Here is a 19,791-nt window from a genome sequence, read left to right as displayed (position 1 = left end):
TCGTTTCCTGTCCCCGCCCACGCTCCAGCCGGAATCGCCGCACAGCCTGTCCCGCCATGATCTTGGGGGCTGGCCATCTGCCCGATATCTGGTCTAGATCAGCGATATGAACATCGGTTTGCGGACCTGCCGCCGCATTTCAGGCCTGCCGCAAGCTGCTCTGCTCGTGCCGCTGCTTCTGCTCGCGCCCGCCGCTCATGCGCAGGCGGAGCCGCAGCCGGGCGCGCAGCCGGTTCCCGATCAGCCCGATCCCGACCTGGCCCCCATGCCGGACATCGGCGTCGACTGGCCCGACATGGGGCAGCCCGACATCGTCACGCCGATGGTCGAACTGCCGCCCCAGCCCTCCGATGCGCCGCAGCAGGCGGTCGCCCCCGAAGCCATGGAGGAACCGGCCGAGGAGACCCCCACCCATACCCAGACGGGCGCGGACACGGGTGAGGAGCGCCGCTACACCGTCGCGCTGGATGGCGTGGAGGAGATTGCCGACGCCCGGTTCACCAGTCGCTTCAACGAATTGTCGGTGCTGCGCCAGGGGGAGGGGAAGCCTGCCAACCTTGCCCAGATCAACCGCCGGATCAAGGAGGACAGCGACCTGCTCGACCGCCTGCTGCGCGCCAAGGGCTATTATGCGGCGCGCATTCGCGGCGCTGCGGCGCCGCCGCCGGCGGGCAGCGACAGGCTGGCCGTCACCTTCCGGATCGTGCCGGGCGCTCGCTATCTGCTGTCGTCCGTCGAACTGAAGGGCCTGGAAAGCACCGGCGAGCGCGAGGCGAAGTTGCGCGCCGCCTTTCCTCCCGGGCCAGGCGATCCGGTCGACGCCGACGCCATCCTGGCCGGGCAGCAATCCCTGGCCGTCGCGCTGCTCGAAAACGGATTTCCCTTCGGCAAGGTCGAGGAACCGGAAGTCCGCATCGATCATGAGGAGCGAAAGGGCGATCTGGACATCGTCGTCAATCCGGGCGCCTACCGCACCTTCGGCAGGATCGTCATGGCCAATGACGCGCTGTTCAGCGCCCGCCATGTCCAGCGCATCGCCCGCTTCCGCCCCGGCGACACCTATATGGCGTCGGACGTCGAGGATCTGCGGCAGGCGCTGGTGGCCACCGGACTCGTTTCTTCCTTGACCATGACGCCCAGGGACGCGGGGGACGGCGAGCATGTCGACCTGGCCATAGACGCCCGGCCCGCGCCGCTGCGCACCATCGCCGGGGAACTGGGTTACGGCACGGGGGAGGGTTATCGCGCGGAGGTGAGCTGGACGCACCGCAACTTCTTCCCGCCCGAAGGCGCGGTGACCCTGCGCGGCGTGATCGGCACGCAGGAGCAGACGGCATCCTTCACCTATCGCCGCAACAATTTCCGCCGCCGCGACAATGTGCTGACGGGCCTGCTTTCCGTCAGCAACATCAAGCGCGATGCCTATGACGCGCGCACCATCACCCTGTCGGGCGTGCTGGAGCGGCAAACCAACATATTGTTCCAGAAGAAATGGGTCTGGCGCATCGGCGGCGAACTGATCGCTTCGGACGAAGCGGATGCGTTCAGCAACGGCAACCGCCGCACCTTCCTGATCGGCGCCATCCCCTTGAGCCTCACCTATGACGGCAGCGACGACCTGCTGAATCCCAGTCGGGGTTTTCGCCTGGGCGGCCGCGTCAGTCCCGAACTGTCCTTCCAGAACAGCACCTTCGGCTATGCCCGCGTGCAGCTCGACGGCAGCGTCTACCGGCCGATGAACGACCGCATCGTGCTCGCCGCCCGCGCCCGTTTCGGCACGATCCTGGGGTCCACGGTGGACCGGATCGCGCCATCGCGGCGCTTCTATGCTGGCGGCGGCGCGTCGGTGCGCGGCTATGGCTATCAGGCGATCGGCCCACGCTACGGCCCCGGCGACGATCCGGTCGGCGGCAAGAGCCTGGCGGAATTCTCGCTGGAATCGCGCATCCGATTCGGCGATTTCGGCGTCGTGCCCTTTGTCGATGCCGGCAATATCTCGACCAGCTTCCTGCCGCGCTTCCGCGACCTGCGCATCGGCGCGGGGCTGGGGGTGCGCTATTACAGCAGCTTCGGCCCGATCCGCATCGATGTCGGCACGCCGCTCAATCCGCAGTCGGACGATCCCAAGGTCGCGGTCTATGTCTCGCTGGGGCAGGCCTTCTGATGGCCGTGGAGACGCCCGCGCCGCGCCGCCGCCGCGCCTGGGACGGCCGCTGGCAGCGCTGGGTCGCGGGCGTGATCGCGATGCTGCTGCTGATCGTCGCGGGCACGCTGGCCTGGCTCGACACCGCGCCCGGCCATCGCTTCCTCGTCGCCCGCATCGCGAAGATCAGTCCGCCTTCGGGCCTGCGCATCCATGTCGACCGGATCGACGGCAGCATCTACCGAAAGGCGGTCCTTCACGGCCTGACCCTGTCCGATCCCAAGGGCGCGTTCCTGGACGCGCCGCGAGTGGAACTGGACTGGTGGCCCTTCGCCTGGCTTTCCAACCGGCTCGACATCGACCGGCTCGTCATTCCGCGGGCGACCCTGCACAAGCTGCCCAGGCTCAACCCCAGCGAGCGCGAGGGGCCGATCCTGCCCGGCTTCGACATCCGGTTGATGCAATTTTCGGTCGGCCGCCTCACCATCGACCGGCGCGTCACCGGGAAAATCCAGCAGGCGACGCTTTCCGGCGACGCCGATATTCGCGGCGGCCGCGCCATTATCGACCTGTCCGCCCGCGTGCTGAATAGGGAGGACGCGCTCAACATCGCGCTCGACAGCCGGCCCGACGACGACAGGTTCGACCTGGACGTCACGGTCAATGCGCCCAGGGGCGGCGTGCTGGCGATCATGGCCGGGCTCAGGCAGGACGCCAATCTGCGCATCCAGGGGCGGGGAAGCTGGACCCGCTGGGACGGGCGCCTCGCCGCCACGCTGGACAGCGAGCCGGTCGTTGACCTGAAGCTGGCGGCCCGCAGCGGCGCCTATGCCGCGACCGGCACCATCGAGGGGCGCGCCATGGCCGGGCAAGGCCTTGTCCAGCGTCTCTCCGCGCCGCGCCTGGCCATGCAGGCAAGCGGATCGATGGCCGACCGGGTGATCGACGGCAAGCTCTCGCTCCGTTCCGCCGCCATCGATCTCGACGCGGACGGCGCCATCGACCTGCGCAACAATGCGTTCGACAATCTGCTGGTCGATGTGAAGCTGGCGCGCCCGCAGGCTTTGCTCAAATCGATGGGCGGCCGGGATGTCGCGGCCCGAGTCCGGCTGGACGGCCCGCTCTCCGGTTTCGGCTATGAATATCTGCTCACCGCCAGGCAACTCGCCTTCGGCAAGACGGTGATCCACGATGTCCGCGCCGACGGCAAGGGGCGCAGGGCGAAAGGCGGCCCGGCGCTGATCCCCGTCCATCTGCGCGCCCGGCGCCTGGACGGCCAGGGTCCGCTGGTCGAGGGCATCATCCGCAATTTCGACCTGGACGGCGTGTTGCAACTCAGGAACCAGCAGATCGTCAGCAATCCGATGACGGTGCGATCCGACAAGCTGCGCGGCAGGCTGCTTTTCCTCGCGGACCTGAAATCCGGCCGCTACGACATCGGCCTGGACGGCCAGATCAGCGGCCTGGCCATTCGCGGCCTGGGCATCGTCGACCTGACGTCGAAGCTGCGCGCCGTGCCCGGCGCGCGGGGCGCCTTCACCCTGAGCGGCAATGCGATGGCGCGGATGCGGCGGCTGGACAATGGCTTCCTGCGTTCGCTGGGCGGCGGCCTGCCGGTATTGCGCAGCGGCCTGTCCCTTGGGCCGGACGGCCAGCTTCGGTTCACTGACCTCCGCCTCCAGGCGCCGCTGCTGACGCTCTTGGCCAAGGGCTATCGTCGGCATGACGGCACGTTCCATTTCGAAGGAAACGGCCAGCACGGGAGCTATGGTCCGCTGCGCCTGACGCTGGACGGCAGGATCGACCGCCCTACCGTCGATGTCGTGCTGCAAAGTCCGTTGAAGGCGCTGGGCGTCACCGACCTGCACGCCCATCTGGTTCCCGATGCGGCAGGCTATGGCTTCACGGCTGAGGGGGGATCGACCCTCGGTCCCTTCACCGGAAACGGCGTGATCCTGCTGCCGCCGGGGGGCCAGGCCATCGTCCGCATCGCCCGCGTCACCGCATCGGGCGTCAGCGCCAGCGGCGACCTGCGCCCGGTGACCGGCGGCCTGGACGGCGTGCTGAACGTCGGCGGCCCGGTGACCGGCACCGTCGCCTTCGCCCCGGTAAACGGCGTGCAGCAGTTGAAGCTCGCCCTCGCCGCCACCGACGCCAGTTTCGACGGCCCGACCAGCATCGCCTTGCGCCGGGGCAAGCTGGACGCGACGATCCTGCTCGACCCTTCCGGCACGACGATCGGCGCCACGGCGCAGGCGCGGGGCCTGCGCGTCGGCGCGATCCAGATCGGGCGCCTTGCCGCCACTGCCGATCTGGTCGACGGCAGCGGCAAGGTGACGGCCAGCCTTTCCGGCCAGCGCGGCCGCCTCTTCGACCTCAGCGGCGAGGCGCAGGTCACGCCCGGTCGCATCCAGCTTCAGGCCGGCGGCACTGTCGACAAGCGGCCGATCAAGCTCAATCGCCCGGCCATATTCACCCGCACGCAGGACGGCTGGCGGCTCGATCCCGCATCGGTCGGCTTTGCGGGCGGCTCGCTCCAGCTCGGCGGGGAACTCAGCGGCCAGACCACCAGCATGGAGGCGCGGCTGCAAAGGCTGCCGCTTTCGCTGCTGGACGTCGCCTATGACGATCTGGGCCTCGGCGGCACGGCGACCGGCTCGCTCAGCTATGTCCACACTCGCGGCGGCATGCCCACCGGCAGGGCGGACCTGCGCGTGCGCGGCCTGTCCCGATCCGGCCTGTCCCTAAGCTCCCGCCCGGTCGATGCAGGGGTGAACGCGGTCCTGACCCATGACCGGCTGGCCACCCGCATGATCTTCGTCGCGGACGGCCAGACCATCGGCCGCGCCCAGGCATTGCTGACGCCGCTGGGCGTCGAAGGCAGCCTGGTGGATCGGCTCAACCGCGCGCCCCTGTTCGCGCAGCTTCGCTACAACGGCACCGCCGACACGCTCTGGCGCCTGACGGGCGTGGAGATCGTCGACATATCCGGCCCGGTCGGCGTCACCGCCGATGCGCGGGGCACGCTGGGCAACCCCGTCATCACCGGATCGCTGGCGACCGGCAATGCCGCGATCAACAGCCCCGTCACGGGCATGCGCCTGCACGGCGTCAGGGCGCGGGGCCGCTTTTCCGGCGCGCAACTGGTCATGACGGATTTCGCCGCCACCGCGCAAAATGGCGGCAGCGTCACCGGCACCGGCAGCTTCACCTTTATGGGGCTTGCGGGCGTCGGCATGGACCTGCGCCTCCAGGCGGAAAATGCCGCGCTCCTCGAACGGGACGACATCGCCGCCACCGTCACCGGCCCGATCACCATCGGGTCCACCGGCAAGGGCGGCACCATTGGGGGCGACCTGATCCTCAACCGCAGCCGCTTCACCATGGGGCGCGCCGCCGCCGTGGCGCAGATCCCTGAACTGCGCGTCATAGAGATCAACCGTCGCGGCGACGAGATAGAGCGGCCCCGCACCAGCATTCCCTGGAATCTCGCGATCAAGGCGCGCGCCCGCAACCGCCTGACCGTCACGGGCCTTGGCCTGGAGAGCGAATGGCGCGCCAATCTGGACATTGGCGGCACCGTCGCCAGCCCGGCCATCGCCGGCACCGCCGATCTTGTCCGCGGCACCTATGATTTTGCCGGCCGCCGCTTCGACCTCAAGGAAGGCAAGATCCAGTTCGACGGCCGCACCCCCGTCAACCCGACGCTCGACATCGATGCGGAGGCGAATGTGAGCGACCTCACCGCCACCATCCATGTCGGCGGCACCGGCCTCAAGCCCGCGATCAGCTTCACGAGCGTGCCCGCCTTGCCGCAGGACGAACTGCTGTCCCGCATCCTCTTCGGCACGTCGATCACCAACCTGTCCGCGCCCGAAGCGCTGCAACTCGCCTCGGCCGTGGGTTCGCTCCAGGGGCAGGGCGGCCTCGACCCGATCAACGCCGTGCGCAAGGCGGCGGGGCTGGACCGGCTGCGCATCATCGCCGCCGATCCGACGCAGGGGCAGGGCACCTCCATCGCGGCGGGCAAATATCTGACGCGCAAGACCTATGTGGAACTGATCACCGACGGGCAGGGCTATTCCGCGACCCGCATCGAATATCAGGTCACGCGCTGGCTCTCGCTGCTCGGCGCCATATCCACCCTTGGCCGCGAAAGCGCCAATGTCCGCGTCTCCAAGGATTATTGACCGTGCCCAGATCCCGCATCGACGCAGCCGCCGCGATCAGCGTCATGGACCTGTTCACCATCGGCATCGGGCCGTCCAGTTCGCACACGGTCGGGCCGATGCGCGCCGCGCTGATGTTCATGGATTCGCTGCCCGCCTTACCGGCCCGCGTGCAATGCGAACTCTACGGGTCGCTCGCCCTCACCGGAAAGGGGCACGCGACCGACACGGCCATATTGCTCGGCCTTTCCGGATACCGTCCCGAAAGCGTCGATCCCGACGCCATTGCCGACATCCTTGCCGCCATCCGGGGCGAGCGGCGCATCCGCGCCGGCAGCGCGGCGGGCCGCTTCGTCCCCTTCGACGAAACCGTCGACCTCCTCTTCCGCACGGGAGAGTTTCTGGAGGCGCACAGCAACGGCATGCGCTTTTCCGCCTGGCTCGACGGGCAGGAGGAGCCGCTGGTCCGCGATTATTATTCGGTCGGCGGCGGCGCGGTCCTGCCGGGCGCGGAGGCGATCGCCGCCGACGCGCCGCTCGGCCATAATGTCGTCCAGCCCTATCCCTTCTCCTCCGGCGCGGAAATGCTGGCGCTGGGGGAGAGCACCGGCCTCAGCATCGCCACGCTGGTGCTGCGCAACGAAGGGGCCTGGCGCGCGCCTCAGGAAACCGAGGCTTTCCTGGACAGCGTGATCGACGCGATGAGCGCCTCCATCGATCGCGGCATCAAGGGGGAGGGGCTGCTGCCCGGCGGCCTCAAGGTCCGCCGCCGCGCCCGCGCCATCCATAACCGGCTGCTCCTGCAGCAAAATGCCCTCGGCCCGGCGCAGATCTTCGAATGGGTCAGCCTCTTCGCGCTGGCGGTGAATGAGGAAAATGCCGCCGGCGGCCGCGTAGTCACCGCGCCGACCAACGGGGCGGCGGGCGTCATCCCCGCCGTGCTGCATTATTATCGCCGCTTCGTCCCCGGCGCCGACCGGAATGGGGAGCGCCGCTTCCTGCTGACCGCCGCCGCCATGGGTTTCCTCTACAAGAAGCGCGCCTCCATCTCCGCCGCCGAAATGGGTTGCCAGGGGGAGGTGGGCGTCGCCTGTTCCATGGCCGCGGCTGGCCTCGCCGCGGTGCTGGGCGGCACCAACCAACAGGTGGAAAATGCCGCGGAGATCGGCATGGAGCATAATCTGGGCCTCACCTGCGATCCCATTGGGGGGCTGGTGCAGATCCCCTGCATAGAGCGCAACACCATGGGCGCGGTGAAGGCGATCAACGCGGCCTATCTCGCGCTGCAGGGCGACGGCCGCCATATCGTCAGCCTGGACGCGGTCATAGAAACGATGCGCCAGACTGGCGAGGACATGGCCAGCCGCTACAAGGAAACCAGCCTCGGCGGCCTGGCCGTCAATGTCGTCGAATGCTGATCGACTCGTCGCCCGCACGCCTCGCAAAGCCAATGAACCGAGCCGCTTCTGTGGCATAAATGACACGAATTCAGCCGTTTATCTCCGGTTCATGCAACCTCATGGGACTTCCGCGACTTCATCGTCTCCCCGGCTGAAAGGGGATGAGAAGATAAAGTGGAGTACCCGAATATGCACAAGATCCTGGCCGCAACCCTCCTGACCGGCGCAGCGGTCTCAAGCCCCGCTCTGGCGCAGGACGTCAATCCCACCTTCACCGGCCCTCGCGTCGAGGCGATTCTGGGCTATGACCATACGGGCGCCGGCAGCAGCGTCGACAATGACAATGACCGGGACGACCAGTCGATCGATGGCCTGCTCTACGGCGTGGGCGCTGGTTATGACGTGAACCTTGGCAGCGCGGTCGTCGGCGTCGAGGGCGAATTCACCGACTCCACCGCGAAAAGCGGTCGATCCGACCCCACCGACCAGTTCGGCTTCGGCCGCGTCAAGCAGGGCCGCGACCTCTATGTCGGCGCGCGGGCGGGCATCCTGGCCAGCCCGAACACGCTGGTCTATGTGAAGGGCGGCTACACCAACACGAAGCTGGATGTGCTGGCCGGCAACACCAATGTGGAAACCGACACCAATTTCAAGCTGGACGGCTGGCGCATCGGCGCGGGCGTGGAGCGGGCCATCAACGCCAACACCTTCGCCAAGCTCGAATATCGCTATTCCAAATATGAGGATGCGCATATCGATTTCGCCGACGGCACCACGACCGACGAATTCGGCATCGACACCGACCGGCACCAGATCGTCGCAAGCCTGGGCTGGCGCTTTTGATGGACGTTGGGATGGGGGGAAAGGCGGTGGCTTATCCCCTCTCCCAACTCCGCCTACGGAAGGTGGACAATGCGGGATGGCGGGAAATGGCCATCATAAGACATTCCCCTCCCGCAGGCGGGAGGGGCTAGGGGTGGGCGCGACCCCGGACTTGATCCGGGGGAGCTTCCGGCTTAGCCGTTGCAAAACAACGCAGATGTCGCGCCAGCCCACCCCCTAGCCCCCTCCCGCCTGCGGGAGGGGGAATGACGGCAACCACCCAAATCGACAAGCCGGCAAGCACAGAATTTGCCCACGCTGCCTGGCTTCACTCCGTTCAACAAGCTTCGCCTAAAGCGTCGCCTCGATCTCCCGCGCCGCCATGTCGGGATTGTCCGCCAGGCTGATCGGCCGGCCGACAACCAGGATGGAAGCGCCCCGGTCCAGCGCCTCGCGCGGCGTCACCGCGCGCTTCTGGTCGCCCATCGCGCCGCCCGCCGGCCGCACGCCCGGCACCACGAAGAAGCCGTCCGGCCAGGCCTTCTTCGCCAGCGCGACCTCTTCGCCGGAACAGACGATCCCGTCCAGCCCGGCGCTGCGCGCCAGGTCGGCCAGCCGCGCCACCTGATCCTCCGCCTTGCCGCCAACGCCGATGTCCAGCAGGTCGCCATCATCCAGGCTGGTCAGCACCGTCACGGCGACCACCCTGGTCTTGATCCCGGCTGCCGCCTTCGCATCCTCCAGCATGGCGCGCCCGCCGGCGGCATGGACGGTCAGGATCGCGGGTTCCAACATATGCAGCGCCTGCACCGCCTTGGCGACCGTGTTGGGAATGTCGTGCAGCTTCAGGTCGAGGAAGATGGGCAGGTCGAATTTCATCATCTCATGCACGCCGTGATGGCCATGGGCGCAGAAGAATTCGAGGCCCAGTTTCAGCCCGCCCACATGATGGCGCACCTGCTGCGCAAGATCCTGGGCCTTGCGCAGGTCGGGCGTATCGATGGCGACATAGATGGGGCTGGTCATGCTGGTCCTGTGGTGGAAAGGGTAGGGGCCGCGGCCGGACTGTCGGCGGCGGCGGCGGGGAATGAAGGGGCGGAAGAGGGAGCGGCGGTTGCCGCGACCAGGGCGCGTTCGGTGCTCTCCAGCTTGCGCTTCATCCGCCAGCGCGTGGCCCGCGCCATGATCCAGAAGGGCAGCGCGCCCAGCAAATAGGCGCCGATCAGCAGGACCGGCAGCTTCGTTTCCATGACCAGGTCGCCCCAGAGGTTCACTTCCACGCGCGTGTAATTGGCGACGCAGAATAGCGCGAGGGCGACGGCGACGACGACCCAGAAGGCAGTCCGCAGAAATTGCATCAACGCTCCTATAGCTGCTGAACGGGCAGCTTAGGCGATTTTGTCGCGCTGCGGAAGCGCCTCGTCGGCAGGAGTGAAGGCGATGCGCAGGGAAAGCGTCTTTTCCGCGCCGGGTTCCATGCTTTCCATGCCCTCCGGACGATTGACGGCATCGGGCATGTGGCTGACCGGCTCCAGGCAGAAATCGCGGGAAAGGGGCGGCCGATAGACGTGGAACCATGACGCGCCCGATGCGCTCAGCACGATCCGCGTCCCGTCGCCCCGCCGTACGATGGCGCTGCCGTTCCAGCCGCCATAGACATTGTCGATCAGCCCGTCGCCCCGCACCGGCGCGCCCGCCGACCAGTCGCCCAGCGCATCCGCCGCAACTTCCCGCACGGGCAGCAGGTCGGCCGCGGCAAGCCACAGCCGGTCGGCCTGGAACTGGAGCGAGCTGTCTTCGTCCGCCTGGAAATAGGGGTGAAATCCCAGGCCCGCCGGCATGGCTTCATCGCCGATGTTGCGCAGCGTCAGCCTCATTTCGATGGCATCGTCGAACAGGGTGAAATGCTGCTGCGCCTCATAGGCCCAGGGCCAGCCGCCATCGCCGTCATATCGATGGGTCAGGTGCGCGCTGTCCTGCGCGACGGCCTCGACATGCCATGCGGATGTCCAGCCGATGCCGTGGATGCTGTGCGGATGATCCCCGAAATTGAGCGGCAGCCGCACGTCGCGACCGGCGAAGCGGAAGCGGCCATGGGCGATGCGGTTCGCATAGGGCACCAGCGGAAAGCTGGCCATCTGCAACGGATCTGCGCTGTTTGCAGGAGCGGTGCGCAATATCTCCGTCCCCGCGAAGCGCAGCGCCGCCAGAGATCCGCCGACGGCAGGGGCGAGCGCGGCTTCCACCGCGCCCGCCTTCAAGGCGATGAGGCCGTTCAGCCGACCATGTCCTCAAGCTCTCGACCCTTCGTCTCATGCACCAGGGCGCGGACGAAGAAGAAGGAGACGGCCGCGAAGAAGGCATAGCCGGTATAGGTGATCGCCAGGCCTGGCGACACCGCCAGTGCCGGGAAGCTGACGGAGATCAGCGCATTGGCTATCCACTGCGCGAAGCCGGAGACCGCAAGGCCCGATCCCCGGATCTGGTTGGGGAACATCTCGCCCAGCATGACCCACATGATCGGGCCCCAGCTCATGTTGAAGAAGATCACGTAGAGATTGGCGGCGACCAGCGCGATCACGCCGTTATTGCCGGGCAGCGACACCGCGCCGCCTGGCGCCGTGACCGCTGTCGAAAAGGCATAGGCGACGGTCGCCAGCGTCACCGCCATGCCCGCCGATCCCATCAGCAGCAACGGCTTGCGCCCGACCCTGTCGACCAGCGCGATGGTGGCAAGGCAGGCGCCGATGGACAGCACGCCCGACAGGATGTTGGTCTGGAGCGCATAATCCTCCGAAAAGCCGACCGCTTCCCAGAGCGTCGCGCCATAATAGAAGACGACGTTGATGCCGACGAGCTGCTGGAACACGGCCAGGCCGATGCCGGTCCAGACGATGGGGCGGATCTTGCCGCTGGCCTTGTCGATCAGGTCGCCGAGCTTGGGCCGGTGATGATCGGCGGCCAGGCTGTTGCGGATTTCCACCACCTTGCGCGATGCGGTCTCCGCGCCGAACAGGCGGGTGAGCACGGCATGGGCGCGCTCCTCCTGCCCGCGCGCCACCAGATAGCGGGGGCTTTCCGGGATGACGAGCAGCGCCAGGAAGTAGATCGCGGCCGGAATGGCCTGAAGCCAGAACATCCAGCGCCAGGCCGGAAAGCCCAGCCACAGCTCCGCCGTCGATCCGCCGGCATAGCGCGCCAGCACGAAATTGGCGACGAACGCGCCGGTCAGGCCGGATATGATCATCACCTGCTGCACGCTGGACAGCCGGCCGCGCACCGCCGCCGGAGTGACTTCGGAAATATAGACCGGGGAGATCACGCTCGCCGCGCCCACGCCCAGGCCGCCGATGATGCGCGCGACGATGAAGATGGCGGACGATCCCGCCGCTCCCGCCAATATCGCGCTGGCGAGGAACAGCACGGCCGACAGCATCATCACCCCGCGCCGTCCGATCAGGTCGGCCATGCGCCCGGCCAGGAACGCGCCGATGGAGGAGCCAACCAAAATGGCGCCGACATTGACGCCGATGCCCAGCTTGCCCAGGTCGAAGGCGCTTTCCAGCCCCTTCTGCGTGCCGTTGATGACGCCGCTGTCATAACCGAACATGAAACCGCCGATGGTCGCGACGGCGACGATGGCGGCGATGAAGGCCATATTGACCTTCTCGGCACTCCCTTCGGTCATTCCTGCTCCTCCGATTTTATTCTAAATGGCTGCAATATAGGATGTTTGCCCGCGCACGCCGGGATCGAAAGCGAAAAGATCACCGGCGCAGGGCTGCGCGACAAGCTGGTCGCTCGTCAAGCCCTTGCGCGCCGTGGTGGCATAGGCGACCGACAGGTCCGGCCTGCCAAAGGCGATCTTGGTGATGTTGGCGACGGGAAAGCGGACCTCCGTCATCAGCCTGCCCGCGGGATCGTAGCGCCGCGCGGCCCAGCCGGCGAACAGCCCGGTCCAAAGGCAACCTTCCGCATCGACGGTCGGCCCGTCGGGATAGCCTGCGCCGTCCTCTATCTCCACGAACAGCGCCGTATCGTGAAGCGTGCCGTCGGCGGCGATCCGCGTCCGCCAGATCCGCTTGCCGAGCGTGTCGGTGTGATAGAGCAGCGTGCCGTCGGGCGAAAGGGCAGGACCGTTGGTGATGGCAATGGGGGGCAAGCCGCTTTCGGTCAGCCGGTCCCGGTGCAGCCGGTAGAAACGCCCGCTATCGGCCGCCTCCCCATCGTCCATCGACCCGAACCACAGACCGCCCGCCGGATCGACGGTGGCGTCGTTCAGCCGGTTGCCGGGCCGGTCGGCCTCCGGCGCATGCAGCAAGGCGAAGCTGGCGGCATCCGGATCGAAACGGTGCACGCCGGACTGCAGGCCCACCGCGAACAGCCCGTCCCGCGTCGGCACTATCCAGCCGACCTGGGCCGGCGCATCCCAACTGCGGGCCACGCCCAGATGGGGATCGAAGCGGTAGATGCGCTTCTGCTTGATGTCGACGAACCACAGCGCGGCATCGCGCGCCACCCAGACGGGGCCTTCGCCCAGGGTTGCGCCGACGCTCAGCACGCTTTCCGGAACGGGCGCCATGGCGTCAGCGCCAGCCCGCGTCGATGAAATAATCATGCCCGGTGCACATGCGCGCATCGTCGGACGCCAGGAACATGGCCAGCGCCGCCACGTCCGCCGGCATGATCCGCCCGTCCAGGCATTGCGCGGCGACGATCTCCGCCTCGCCCTCCGGCGTGTACCATTTCATCTGGCGCGGCGTCTTCACATTGCCGGGGATGATGGTGTTGACGCGGATATTGTCGCGGCCCAGGTCGCGGGCCAGGCTGCGCGTCAGGCCCTCTATCCCGGCCTTGGCGGTCTGGTACAGCACCAGGTCGGGCAGGGCGAGGTGCCAACTGATCGACCCGAAGTTCAGGATCACGCCCCCGCCGGCGCGCTTCATCGCCGGGACCACGGCCTGCGCTGCGAAGAACAGGTGGCGCAGGTTCACCGCCATCCGCTCGTCCCAATAAGCGGGCGTGACTTCCTCGATGCCGTGACGGTCGTCATTGGCCGCATTGTTGATCAATATGTCGACGCCGCCAAGCTGTTCCTCCACCGTGGCGATCATCGCCTGCACGGCTTCGATGTCCCGAAGGTCGCAGGGGTGGAAGATCGGCGGGAAATCCGCGCCCTTCAGCCGCTCCGCGACCGCCTCGCTCTCCTCTTGCGCGATGTCGCAAAAGGCGACCCTGGCGCCTTGCGCGGCAAAGGCTTCAACCAGGCCTTCGCCGATCCCGCTGCCGCCGCCGCTGATGAAGATGCGCTTGCCCTTCAGGCTCGGATAGACGGCGCTGTTCATGCGAGCAGACCCCGCTTGGCGAGGTTCGCCATCAGCGCCGAAAGCCCGAAACTCCAGGGTTCGGCATCCTTCGACGTCACCACCCGGTTCACCAGCCTGCCCAGGCGCGGGGTAGAGATGGCGACGCTGTCGCCCACCTTGTGGGTAAAGCCGTGCCCCGGCTCGTCGCGATCCTGCACCGGCGCGAACAGCGTGCCCAGGAACAGGGCGAACCCGTCGGGATATTGATGTTCCGACAGCGTCTGGCGCACCAGTTCCAGCGGATCGCGACTGATCTGGTTCATGCTGCTGGTGCCCTCCAGCCTGTATCCTTCCGGCCCGTCGATGGTCAGTTCCACCACGGCATCGCGCACGTCGTCGATGGTGAAATCACTGTCGAACAGCCGGACCAGCGGCCCCAGCGAGCAGGAGGCGTTATTGTCCTTCGCCTTGCCCAGCAGCAGCGCGGAACGCCCTTCGAAATCGCGCAGATTGACGTCATTGCCCAGCGTCGCGCCGATGGCCTGTCCGTCCGCGCCGACGATCAGCACGATCTCCGGCTCCGGATTGTTCCAGTTCGAATCGGAACGGATGCCGATTTCCGCGCCGGCGCCTACCGTGGACAGCACGGGCGCCTTGGTGAACACCTCGGCGTCGGGGCCGATGGCGACCTCCAGATATTGCGACCAGAGACCATCTTCGATCAGCGCCTGCTTGAGCGCCGCGGCTTCGGTCGAACCCGGCACTACCGCCCGGATGGACCCGCCGACCCTCTCCTCCAGTCGCGACCGGATGTCCGCCGCCGCGCCTGCGTCGCCGCGCGCCCGCTCCTCGATCACGCGCTCGATGGCGGACAAGGCGAAGGTCACGCCGCAGGCCTTGACGCATTGCAGGTCGACCGGACTCAGCAGCGGCAGGTCCAGCGCGTCCAGCGCGCCGAGCGCCGCGCCGTCGGCCGCTTTGGCCGTGGGCAGCATCTCCACCAGTTGCGCGACAGTGGGCGCAACGCGGCTCATGTCGTAGGCGATGCCGCCCTCCACCAATATGGGACTGGGGCCTTCCGCCGTTTCCACGCGGCCCATGAACAGGCCGGACCGCCAGTCGGCGGGAAGGCAATCGAGCAAAGTGGAGACCCCCGGCATCATCGACTCCTAAGAACATACGTTATTGATAGCGCTACCAACACGACTGGCGACGGAAGTCAAGGGTGCTGCGACGGTAAAGCGGGAACTGCCCCTTCATCCGCGCATTTCCTCCTGGAAAAGGAGGCTGCACGCTCATGGCCGCTCGCGCATATTGGCAGGGGCAGATTCGTCTGGCGCTGGTATCCATTCCGGTGGAAATCTATGCCGCCACCAAGTCAGGCGCGCAGATCGCCTTTCACCAGATCCACCAGCCCAGCGGGAAGCGCGTCCGTTATGAAAAGACCGTCCCCGGCATTGGTCCGGTCGATCCTGAGGACATCGTCAAGGGCTATGAACTGTCGAAGGGTGACTATGTGCTGCTCCAGCCCGACGAGATCGAGGCGGTGAAGCTGGAAAGCAAGAAGACGCTCGAACTCACCCAGTTCGTCGACGCCAGCGAGATCGATGTCCTTTATTATGAGCGGCCCTATTATGTCGTGCCCGCCGACGACCTGGCGGAGGAGGCCTTCATCGTCCTGCGGGAGGCGCTGAGGCGGACGAGGAAGGTCGGCCTGGGCCAGCTCGCCATGCGGGGCCGGGAATATGTCGTGTCGCTGAAGCCCTGCGGCCGGGGCATGGTGCTGGAAACGCTGCGCTACGCCGATGAGGTGAACCGCGCCCAAAGCTATTTCCGGGACATAGAGGATGCGAAGCCGGATGCGGAACTGCTCGACCTGGCGGAGACGCTGATCGAGAAGAAGACCGCGCCCTTCAAGCCCGACAGCTTCCACGACCGCTATGTGGATGCGCTGGAGCGCTTGATCGAAAAGAAGAAGAAGTCGAAGGGCCGCCGGATCATCGAGGAGGAAGAGGAGGGCACGGTCGCGCGCGGCAGCAATGTGATCGATCTGATGGCGGCGCTCAAGAAATCGGTCGGCTCCGGCACGGCTGCATCTGGCTCGAAACCGGCCGCGAAGAAAGCACCCGCCAAGACGCCCGCCAAGACCGCCACGCGAAAGACGCCCGCCAAGCCGGCCAGTCGAAAACGGGCCTGACCCATGGCCGATGCCGATCCGCTCACCGCCTATAACCGCAAGCGCGATTTCAGCCGGACTCGCGAACCGGCGGGCAGGCGCGGCCGCAGGCAGGGCAACGGCTTCATCGTGCAGAAGCATGACGCGACCCGCCTGCATTACGATTTCCGCCTGGAAATGGACGGCGTGCTCAAGAGCTGGGCGGTGACGCGAGGGCCCAGCATCGATCCCGCGGACAAGCGGCTGGCCGTCCGAACCGAGGATCACCCGCTGTCCTACGCGACGTTCGAGGGGACGATCCCCAAGGGCGAATATGGCGGCGGCACGGTCATGCTCTGGGACGAGGGCACCTGGGAGCCGGTCCCCGGCAAGAGCGCGAGCGACCTTGAGAAAGGGCATCTCCACTTCATCCTGCACGGCCAGCGGATGCGCGGCGAATGGCTGCTGATCCGGCTGAAGCCGCGAGGTCGGGAAAAGAGGGAAAACTGGCTGCTGCGCAAGATCGAGGATGCCCATGCCGGCAGCGCTGACGATCTTATCGCCCGCAATCTGACAAGCATCAGGAGCGGCCGCACCATGGCGGAAATCGCGGCGGGCGCGCCGGCCATTTCGCTGAAGGGGAAGAAGGGAAAGGCCTTCGACGCGGCGATGGCGCAGGCCGACCGGGCCGTCCCGGCGAAGAGGCGCGCCAGGGCGGGATCGGACCGCCCGCCGCCCTTCCAGCCGCCGCAACTGGCGACCCTGGTCGACGCCGTGCCCACGGGCAATGGCTGGATGCACGAGATCAAATATGACGGCTATCGCTGCCTGGTTTCGGCATCGGGCGGGAAGGTCAGGATTTTCACGCGGTCCGGCCTCGACTGGACGGATCGCTTCGCGCCCCTCGCCGCCGAAATCGCGGCGATGAACCTGCCCGGCGCCCTGATCGATGGGGAGGTCGTCGCGCTCGGCAGCGATGGGAATCCGGATTTCTCCACGCTCCAGCAGCTGTTGAAGGGGGAGGGGAAGGCGGCGCTGCACCTCTTCGCCTTCGACCTGCTCCAACTGGACGGGCAGGATCTGACCGCCATGCCCAATATCGGCCGGAAGGAAAAGCTGGCCGCCCTGTTGGGCGAAGGTGCCGCGCATATCCATGTCGGGGACCATGTCGTCGGGGCAGGGGAAAGGCTGTTCCAGGCCATGTGCGGCGCGGGGCAGGAGGGGATCATTTCAAAGCGCGCCGATGCCCCCTATCGCGGCGCGCGCACGAAGAATTGGCTGAAGGTCAAATGCACCCGCCGCCAGGAATTCGTCATCGTCGGCTGGACCCCCAGCGGCGCCAGCGGGCGCTCCATCCGCAACCTGCTGCTCGGCCAGCGGGAGGGGGAGGGGCTGGTCTATGCGGGAAAGGTCGGCACGGGCTTCAACGCGGCCAACAGCGCCGGGCTGGTCGCGGCGCTCGGCAAGCGGGGGCGCAAGACCGCCGCGCTCAGCGTGCCGCGCAGCGAAAGCCGGGGCGCCCAATGGGTTCGCCCCGATCTGGTCGCGGAAATCGCCTTTGCCGAATTCACGGCGGAAAATATCGTCCGCCATGCCAGCTTCCTGGGCCTGCGCGAGGACAAGGCGGCCAGGGAGGTGCGACGCGAGGAAGCCATGCCGACGTCTGAAGCCCAAAGTTCGATCCGGATCAGCAATCCCGACCGCCTGATCTTCCCGGAGGCGAAGATCACCAAGGGCGAGCTTGCCGAATATTACGCCCGCATGGGCGCGGCGATGCTGCCCTGGATCGCCCGTCGGCCGATCAGCCTGGTCCGCTGTCCGCAGGGCCGCGCGAAGAAATGTTTTTTCCAGAAGCATGACAGCGGCAGTTTCGGCGACCATGTCAAACATGTCCCGATCCGCGAGAAGGAGGGGAATGAGGAGGATTATCTTTATATAGAGGATAGCGATGGCCTGTTGGCCTGCGTCCAGATGGGGGCGATCGAATTTCACGGCTGGGGTTCGGGCGTCGCGGATGTCGAGCGGCCGGATCGCATGATCTTCGACCTCGATCCGGACGAAGGGCTGGACTTCGAGGATGTGAAGAAGGCGGCGCGGGACATCCGCCGGGCGCTGGAGGATATGGGCCTTGCCAGCTTCGCCATGCTGTCGGGCGGCAAGGGCATCCACGTCGTCGTGCCGCTGACGCCGCAGGCGCAATGGCCGGAGGTCAAGGATTTCGCTGACCGCTTCGCCCGTGCCCTCGCCGCCCAGGAACCGGATCGCTTCACCGCGACGATGAGCAAGGCGAAGCGCAAGGGCCGAATCTTCATCGACTGGCTGCGCAACCAGCGCGGCGCCACGGCGGTGCTGCCCTATGTGGTGCGCGCCCGCGAGCTTGCGTCCGTCGCCGCCCCCGTCACCTGGGAAGAGTTGGACGGGATCGAGAGCGCGGCGCACTTCACGGTGAAGGACGCCGCCCTCCTGCTCGACCGCGCTTCTTCGCGAGACTTGCGCGGCTGGGGGGAAGCGCACCAGCCGCTGCCCGCTCATTAGGGCCGATCGCTGGCCAGGCAGCGTGGACAAATTCAAGACTCGCCGGATTGAGTGATTTGAGTGGAGAGCGGACCTATCCTATTCCTCCCCATCGCAAGATGGGGAGGGGGACCGGCCGAAGGCTGGTGGAGGGGAAAATGCGCAGGTCGCGCCATTTCCCCTCCACCCCTCGCTTCGCGAGCGGTCCCCCTCCCCACGCTGCGCGCAGGGAGGATTTAGTGGCTGCTATTGGCCATTTCCCGACATTTTCGAATTTGTCCACGCGGCCTAGGAAATCTTGGAAGGCAAGGAAAAACGGAGCGGTGGTCCGGTTCGGTCAGGTCGAAAGCCCCTCCAGCGGATTTTCGCCGCATCCGCCTTTTCTGCGCGGACGCTTTGTTGCATATCGGGAATCACCATGACGAAGCCGACCGAAGAAGCGCCCGAAAGCGGCGCCGCAACCCCCGCCTCCACCAACGAGACGTCCGACATGGCCTCCGCGGCCCGCAAATCGGCGGGCAAGGCCGTCTGGATGGGAACGGCCGTCGGCATCGGATCGGCCGCCATCGTCGCGGCCTTGCTCTACGCAAACAAGAAACGGGGCTGACGCTCCCGAAAGGCTAAAAAAGAGGCGGCATGGCCTTCGCTCCATGCCGCCCCATGATGCGACCCTTCCAGGGTTCTTTCTCCGCTCGGGCGGAGAATTCCTAAGCCGCGCCGCCGCTCAGATAAGCGATCAGTTCCGGCTTGCTGACCGTTGCGCTCTTGTCGGCATCTGCGGTGACGAATGCGCCATCGGCCCAGGCGGTCACCTCCGCGGGCGCGAGGGACTTGCCCGTCGCCTTCAGTTCCTGGTCCTTCAACGCCACCATCCAGCGCGAAAATTCCGCCTTGTCGAGTTGGCCGTCATGATTCTGGTCATAGGCCGGAAATTCGGTGTCGACGATGGACGCGACCGCATCCCCTGAGGTGGCGGGCTGGGCCTGGTTCCCCTGCGGCGAGGCGGGAACGGACTCCTGCGGGGCGGCCGCCCCCGCCTGCGCCAGGGCGGCCGCCCCCGCCTGCGCCAGGGCGGGCGTCGCTGTCAAAAGGGCGCTCGTCAGAAGAAATGCGCGGATCATCATCTGCTCCAAGGAACCGATCGGGCGAACTTTCACGGCGATAATAGCCAAATAAAACATGCCGTTCCTGACTTTTTGTTCATCCCTCTCCACTCATCTTCCGATTCGGTTCAGCTTGGCGACCGATGCTGCGATTAATGGGACGAAGCACGGAAAAGCGG

General features: G+C 66.8%; 15 protein-coding genes. 7 read left to right on the top strand and 8 right to left on the bottom strand.

Going from position 1 to position 19,791, the window contains the following annotated elements:
- Positions 1 to 106: 106 nt before the first annotated feature.
- From SIDU_RS08040 to SIDU_RS08025, 4 genes are all read left to right on the top strand, one after another.
- Entirely contained in the window at positions 107 to 2,164 is a 2,058-nt protein-coding gene (locus tag SIDU_RS08040) for an autotransporter assembly complex protein TamA (RefSeq protein WP_007684006.1), read from the top strand.
- Complete coding sequence (locus SIDU_RS08035) at positions 2,164 to 6,333, top strand: translocation/assembly module TamB domain-containing protein (protein ID WP_007684004.1); 4,170 nt, start codon at positions 2,164 to 2,166, stop codon at positions 6,331 to 6,333. The genes SIDU_RS08040 and SIDU_RS08035 overlap by 1 nt, the downstream gene beginning before the upstream one ends.
- 2 nt (positions 6,334 to 6,335) lie before the next feature.
- The gene (locus SIDU_RS08030) at positions 6,336 to 7,730 is read left to right on the top strand and encodes an L-serine ammonia-lyase (RefSeq protein ID WP_025772759.1); all 1,395 of its coding nucleotides are present in this window, start codon (positions 6,336 to 6,338) and stop codon (positions 7,728 to 7,730) included.
- 171 nt (positions 7,731 to 7,901) lie between these two features.
- Positions 7,902 to 8,555, top strand: a complete 654-nt coding sequence (locus SIDU_RS08025; protein ID WP_007683483.1) for an outer membrane protein — start codon at positions 7,902 to 7,904, stop codon at positions 8,553 to 8,555.
- A 330-nt stretch (positions 8,556 to 8,885) separates the two neighbouring features.
- Here SIDU_RS08025 and pyrF read toward each other — a convergent pair whose 3' ends face one another.
- Genes pyrF through SIDU_RS07990 form a run of 7 tightly spaced genes read right to left on the bottom strand, consistent with a single transcriptional unit; the run spans position 8,886 to position 15,000 of the window.
- Positions 8,886 to 9,560, bottom strand: coding sequence for an orotidine-5'-phosphate decarboxylase (gene pyrF, locus SIDU_RS08020; RefSeq protein ID WP_007683485.1), 675 nt, complete (start codon positions 9,558 to 9,560; stop codon positions 8,886 to 8,888).
- Complete coding sequence (locus SIDU_RS08015; RefSeq protein WP_007683486.1) at positions 9,557 to 9,892, bottom strand: lipopolysaccharide assembly protein LapA domain-containing protein; 336 nt, start codon at positions 9,890 to 9,892, stop codon at positions 9,557 to 9,559. Before SIDU_RS08015 ends, pyrF begins: the two co-directional genes overlap by 4 nt.
- Before the next feature lie 30 nt (positions 9,893 to 9,922).
- Positions 9,923 to 10,795, bottom strand: a complete 873-nt coding sequence (locus SIDU_RS08010; RefSeq protein ID WP_007683488.1) for an aldose 1-epimerase — start codon at positions 10,793 to 10,795, stop codon at positions 9,923 to 9,925.
- Positions 10,796 to 10,809: 14 nt separating this feature from the next.
- A complete protein-coding gene (locus tag SIDU_RS08005) occupies positions 10,810 to 12,222 on the bottom strand; it encodes a sugar porter family MFS transporter (protein ID WP_007683490.1) in 1,413 nt (470 codons plus the stop codon).
- Between the two features lie 21 nt (positions 12,223 to 12,243).
- The gene (locus tag SIDU_RS08000; protein ID WP_007683492.1) at positions 12,244 to 13,116 is read right to left on the bottom strand and encodes an SMP-30/gluconolactonase/LRE family protein; all 873 of its coding nucleotides are present in this window, start codon (positions 13,114 to 13,116) and stop codon (positions 12,244 to 12,246) included.
- Between the two features lie 4 nt (positions 13,117 to 13,120).
- Positions 13,121 to 13,879 carry an SDR family NAD(P)-dependent oxidoreductase gene (locus SIDU_RS07995; protein ID WP_007683494.1) on the bottom strand — a complete coding sequence of 253 codons (759 nt, stop codon included), beginning with the start codon at positions 13,877 to 13,879 and terminating at the stop codon, positions 13,121 to 13,123.
- Positions 13,876 to 15,000: a fumarylacetoacetate hydrolase family protein gene (locus tag SIDU_RS07990; protein WP_037510877.1), complete on the bottom strand. Its 1,125-nt coding sequence runs from the start codon at positions 14,998 to 15,000 to the stop codon at positions 13,876 to 13,878. The genes SIDU_RS07995 and SIDU_RS07990 overlap by 4 nt, the downstream gene beginning before the upstream one ends.
- A gap of 137 nt (positions 15,001 to 15,137) precedes the next feature.
- On the opposite strand from SIDU_RS07990, the gene ku reads away from it, so the two are divergent.
- The 3 genes from ku to SIDU_RS07975 all read left to right on the top strand — a co-directional run bounded on the left by ku (position 15,138) and on the right by SIDU_RS07975 (position 19,116).
- Positions 15,138 to 16,037: a non-homologous end joining protein Ku gene (ku, locus tag SIDU_RS07985; RefSeq protein WP_007683497.1), complete on the top strand. Its 900-nt coding sequence runs from the start codon at positions 15,138 to 15,140 to the stop codon at positions 16,035 to 16,037.
- Positions 16,038 to 16,040: 3 nt separating this feature from the next.
- Positions 16,041 to 18,530 carry a DNA ligase D gene (ligD, locus tag SIDU_RS07980; RefSeq protein WP_007683499.1) on the top strand — a complete coding sequence of 830 codons (2,490 nt, stop codon included), beginning with the start codon at positions 16,041 to 16,043 and terminating at the stop codon, positions 18,528 to 18,530.
- Positions 18,531 to 18,927: 397 nt separating this feature from the next.
- Complete coding sequence (locus tag SIDU_RS07975; RefSeq protein WP_007683500.1) at positions 18,928 to 19,116, top strand: hypothetical protein; 189 nt, start codon at positions 18,928 to 18,930, stop codon at positions 19,114 to 19,116.
- Between the two features lie 100 nt (positions 19,117 to 19,216).
- Here the strand turns inward: SIDU_RS07975 and SIDU_RS07970 are convergent, their stop codons facing one another.
- A complete protein-coding gene (locus tag SIDU_RS07970) occupies positions 19,217 to 19,690 on the bottom strand; it encodes an EF-hand domain-containing protein (RefSeq protein WP_007683502.1) in 474 nt (157 codons plus the stop codon).
- Positions 19,691 to 19,791: the final 101 nt, after the last annotated feature.

Source organism: Sphingobium indicum B90A (assembly GCF_000264945.2).
Lineage (GTDB): Bacteria > Pseudomonadota > Alphaproteobacteria > Sphingomonadales > Sphingomonadaceae > Sphingobium > Sphingobium indicum.
Note: the sequence above shows the minus strand (reverse complement) of the source record. Positions and strands in the feature narration are given on the sequence as shown.

Excerpts from the sequence above, each read along its gene's own strand:
- SIDU_RS07995 (WP_007683494.1), bottom strand. The coding sequence starts at position 13,879 with ATGAACAGCGCCGTCTATCCGAGCCTGAAGGGCAAGCGCATCTTCATC.
- SIDU_RS08000 (WP_007683492.1), bottom strand. The coding sequence starts at position 13,116 with ATGGCGCCCGTTCCGGAAAGCGTGCTGAGCGTCGGCGCAACCCTGGGC.
- ku (WP_007683497.1), top strand. The coding sequence starts at position 15,138 with ATGGCCGCTCGCGCATATTGGCAGGGGCAGATTCGTCTGGCGCTGGTA.
- ligD (WP_007683499.1), top strand. The coding sequence starts at position 16,041 with ATGGCCGATGCCGATCCGCTCACCGCCTATAACCGCAAGCGCGATTTC.
- SIDU_RS07970 (WP_007683502.1), bottom strand. The coding sequence starts at position 19,690 with ATGTTTTATTTGGCTATTATCGCCGTGAAAGTTCGCCCGATCGGTTCC.
- SIDU_RS08015 (WP_007683486.1), bottom strand. The coding sequence starts at position 9,892 with ATGCAATTTCTGCGGACTGCCTTCTGGGTCGTCGTCGCCGTCGCCCTC.
- SIDU_RS08040 (WP_007684006.1), top strand. The coding sequence starts at position 107 with ATGAACATCGGTTTGCGGACCTGCCGCCGCATTTCAGGCCTGCCGCAA.
- SIDU_RS08035 (WP_007684004.1), top strand. The coding sequence starts at position 2,164 with ATGGCCGTGGAGACGCCCGCGCCGCGCCGCCGCCGCGCCTGGGACGGC.
- SIDU_RS07975 (WP_007683500.1), top strand. The coding sequence starts at position 18,928 with ATGACGAAGCCGACCGAAGAAGCGCCCGAAAGCGGCGCCGCAACCCCC.
- SIDU_RS08025 (WP_007683483.1), top strand. The coding sequence starts at position 7,902 with ATGCACAAGATCCTGGCCGCAACCCTCCTGACCGGCGCAGCGGTCTCA.
- SIDU_RS07990 (WP_037510877.1), bottom strand. The coding sequence starts at position 15,000 with ATGCCGGGGGTCTCCACTTTGCTCGATTGCCTTCCCGCCGACTGGCGG.
- pyrF (WP_007683485.1), bottom strand. The coding sequence starts at position 9,560 with ATGACCAGCCCCATCTATGTCGCCATCGATACGCCCGACCTGCGCAAG.
- SIDU_RS08005 (WP_007683490.1), bottom strand. The coding sequence starts at position 12,222 with ATGACCGAAGGGAGTGCCGAGAAGGTCAATATGGCCTTCATCGCCGCC.